The organism is Burkholderia sp. (genome assembly GCF_018375725.1).
Taxonomy (GTDB): Bacteria; Pseudomonadota; Gammaproteobacteria; order Burkholderiales; family Burkholderiaceae; genus Burkholderia.
Map to the genome: position 1 here is coordinate 1 of NZ_JAHACR010000384.1, position 3,336 is coordinate 3,336.

A 3,336-nucleotide genomic window follows, 5' to 3' on the forward strand; every position below is an offset into this window, starting at 1 on the left:
CGAACTGCCGTCGCCGCTCAATCCGCCGTCGGGCTGTGCGTTCCACCAGCGTTGCCCGTACGCGATCGAGCGGTGCCGGGTCGAGGAGCCGCATCTGCGCGAAGTCGACGGACGGCGCGTGGCCTGCCATCGTGCCGAGGAGGTGGGGGAGGCGGATGCCTGAAGGCTTGGCGGCGCGTGATGCCGGTGCGTGCGGCATGCGCACCGCCGGCTCGCGCGTCGAACGCATGAGCCGGGCAGCACGCCGCTGGGCCGCGCGCGCCATGACCGGCGTCGCGCTGGCCTGGGTGTGGGCCGTGGCCGGCGTGGGCGTGCCGGTGCAGGCGGTGCGGGCCGAGGGGCGCGCGCCGGCAACGGCACCGCTTCATCCGTCCCGGGTGCCGCCGCCCGGCATGAGCCTGCCCGGCTTCCACACACCGTCCGCCGCGTCGGATGGCACGGTCGCGCGCGGCGCGGTGCGCGCGCAGCCGGCGCGCATGCCGTTCTATGTCGCGACCAAGGGCAAGGTGACGATCTACGTGCTCGGCACCCTGCATATCGGCGATCCGGTCGACTATCCGGCCGCGCAGCCATTCCGGCCGCGCATCCTCGCGGCGCTCGCCGCATCGCCGACGCTCGCGCTCGAGCTGTCGCCGGACGACCTCCTCGAATCGCAGGACGACGTGTCGAAATACGGCGTCTGCAATTACCCGTGCCTGCCCCGCCTGTTGCCTGCGCCGCTGTGGCAGCGGCTCGCCGGCCGGCTGCGCGGCAACCCGACCGCGCTCGCCGAGATCCGCAAGATGCGGCCGTGGCTCGCCGCGCTCGTCGTCGAGACATACGACTCGCTGTCTGCCGGCCTGCAGACCGAGTACGGTACCGAGGCGCAGTTGCAGAACGTGTTCCTGAAGAAGCGGGGCGGCAAGATGGTCGGACTCGAGACGCTGGCCGAGCAGATGCGCGCGTTCACCGGCCTCACGCTCGCCGAGCAGCGCGAGATGCTGGCGCAGGATATGGTGCAGACGCCCGCGCAGAACGCGGACGACGTGAAGACGCTGCACCGGCTGTGGCGGATCGGCGATGCCGATGCGCTCGCCGCGTGGGCGGTGGCGAAAGGCGAGCGGCTGTCGCGCTCGAAGACGTTGTCCGACTCAATCGACAACAAGATCGTGTTCGAACGCAACCGGCGCTTTGTCGCCCGGATGACCGCGATGGCCGCGCCGGGCCGGCCGCTGTTCGTTGCCATCGGCGCGCTGCACCTGGGCGGCCGGCGCGGCGTGCTCGAATTGCTGCGCCAGCAGGGCTATCGCGTCGACGCGAATTGAACGCCGATCGGGGGCGCAGTCAGCGGAGATCTTTCCCTGTTTGCACGTCGACGACCGTGCTGCGGCATTGACATGCCGCGCCGGCAGTGTCCTGTAAGGAAAACCCTCGAATCGTCGGAAAATAGCATTTAAGTCGATTGACATCCGTTTCGCGCGACACCTATTCTTCATTTCACACGATCTGAAAAATTGCAAAAACATCAACGTTCTACGGGGTAGAAAAACAAAGCGCGGGGTTAGCGTTGCCGGCACGTGATCGACGTGCCGGCCGCGAAGTAGCTGCATGCACGGCGGGGCCAACCACCGTTCGACAAGAAGCGCATGCAGGCCGGCTTGCGGATCAGTACGTTCCTTTCGTCCCGTCGTCCAACCGGGGGAAGCAGTAGCGGGTGGAGGCAGACGGTTCTGATCCGGAGCATGGCTTTCCGGTCGCCGTCGACAGGCGGTTTCTATGCCGGCGGTTACGCAGTGGATGCGACTCGACCTATAGAAAAGCGCCCGGCGGGCGCTTTTTTCTTTTTCAGCGTGATGCGTAGCGATGGCGGCGCGTCATGCGAACAGGTGCGTTCACGATGCCCGTTCATCCGCTTGTGCCATCCCCGGCGCGACCACCTCCACCCCCGTCGCTTCCAGCGCCGCGCGAATCCTTCTCGCGAACGCGAGCGCGTGCGGCCCGTCGCCATGCAGGCAAACCGTCTGCGCATTGAGCGGCACCCATTCGCCGGTGATCGCGCGTACGTGCCGCTCACGCACCATGTCCAGCGTGCGTGCGATCACATCATCCTCGTCGTCGATCAGCGCGCCGGGTTCGCTGCGCGGGACGAGCGAGCCGTCCGCGCGGTAGCCGCGATCGGCGAAAACCTCTTCGACCGCGATGAGCCCCGCATGCCGCGCGGCCGCGACGAACACGCTGTTCGCGAGACCAAACACGGTGAGCGACGGATCGAAATCGTGGATCGCGGACACGACGGCATCCGCGATCATCGGGTCGCGCGCAGCCTGGTTGTACAGCGCGCCATGCGGCTTCACGTGCACGATGCGGCCGCCCTCGGCCTGCGCGATCGCCGACAGCGCGCCGAGCTGATACAGCACGCCCGCGTAGATTTCGCCCGCCGGCAACTGCATTTCCTTGCGGCCGAAATTCTCCGGATCGTGAAAGCTCGGATGCGCGCCGATCGCCACGCCTTTCGCCACGGCCCAGCGCACGCAGTCGCGCATCGCGTTCGGGCCGCCCGCATGCCATCCACATGCAATGTTCGCCGACGTCACCAGATCGAGCAGCGCCTCGTCCGATCCGCAACCTTCGCCGAGATCGGCATTCAGATCGATGTCCATGATTCCCAGTCCATTCTTGTCATGGCGCGTCCCCCCGGACGCAGCGCCGGTGTCCCCTTCGTTACGCCGCCTGCGATTGCGCACGCCGGCGCGCTTCTTCCCGCATCTCGATCGCGACATCGATCTGCAGCAGGTAGGCGCGCTCGGCTGCGAGTGCGTCGCGAGCCACGTCGGGCGTCGCGCGCACAAAGCGGATCGGCAGGTTCAGTCGCGCTTGCGCGAGTTTCCACAGATCGGCGCGGATCACAGTGCCGATCTTAGGATAGCCGCCCGTGGTCTGCGCGTCGTTCATCAACACGATCGGCTGGCCGTTCGGCGGCACCTGGATCGTGCCGGGCAACACGGCGTGCGACAGCAGCTCGACCGGGCGTTCGCGCATCAGTTCGATGCCGGCGAGGCGGTATCCCATCCGGTTGCTGTTCGCCGTCACGAGCCATTCCTCATCCCAGAACGCCTGCTGCGAATCCGCGGCGAACGATGCGTAATCGGGGCCGGGCAGTACCCGCACCGGCATCGCCCACGGCGCATGCGCGGCCCGCTGGCGGCGCGGCGGCTCGTCGACGCGCGCGAACGCGCACCAGGCCGGCGCCTTGACGCCGAACTCCGGCGCGCCGGGGGCGAGGCAGCCGGCACCAACCGGAGCGACGCCGACCGGCAACTGGTCGCCATCGCGCATCGCGCGGCCGCCGAGGCCGCC

Annotated in this window: 3 protein-coding genes and 1 pseudogene; 2 read left to right on the forward strand and 2 right to left on the reverse strand. The window is 68.2% G+C overall.

The annotated features are described in order from the left end of the window. Positions 1 to 163, forward strand: a 163-nt coding sequence (locus KH616_RS23135) for an oligopeptide/dipeptide ABC transporter ATP-binding protein (protein WP_366835157.1), incomplete at its 5' end; no start/stop codon positions are given. Next, positions 156 to 1,304 (forward strand): TraB/GumN family protein, encoded by a 1,149-nt coding sequence (locus KH616_RS23140; protein ID WP_292252284.1) that lies wholly within the window; start codon positions 156 to 158, stop codon positions 1,302 to 1,304. The genes KH616_RS23135 and KH616_RS23140, both read left to right, overlap by 8 nt. Before the next feature lie 567 nt (positions 1,305 to 1,871). Here KH616_RS23140 and pxpA read toward each other — a convergent pair. Continuing rightward, complete coding sequence (pxpA, locus tag KH616_RS23145) at positions 1,872 to 2,639, reverse strand: 5-oxoprolinase subunit PxpA (RefSeq protein WP_292252285.1); 768 nt, start codon at positions 2,637 to 2,639, stop codon at positions 1,872 to 1,874. Between the two features lie 61 nt (positions 2,640 to 2,700). Further along, positions 2,701 to 3,336 (reverse strand): annotated as a pseudogene (locus KH616_RS23150) (allophanate hydrolase); the annotation flags it as partial.

What these genes read in the sequence shown, in the direction of transcription:
- KH616_RS23140 (WP_292252284.1), top strand. Translation starts at nt 156, where the DNA reads ATGCCTGAAGGCTTGGCGGCGCGTGATGCCGGTGCGTGCGGCATGCGC.
- pxpA (WP_292252285.1), bottom strand. Translation starts at nt 2,639, where the DNA reads ATGGACATCGATCTGAATGCCGATCTCGGCGAAGGTTGCGGATCGGAC.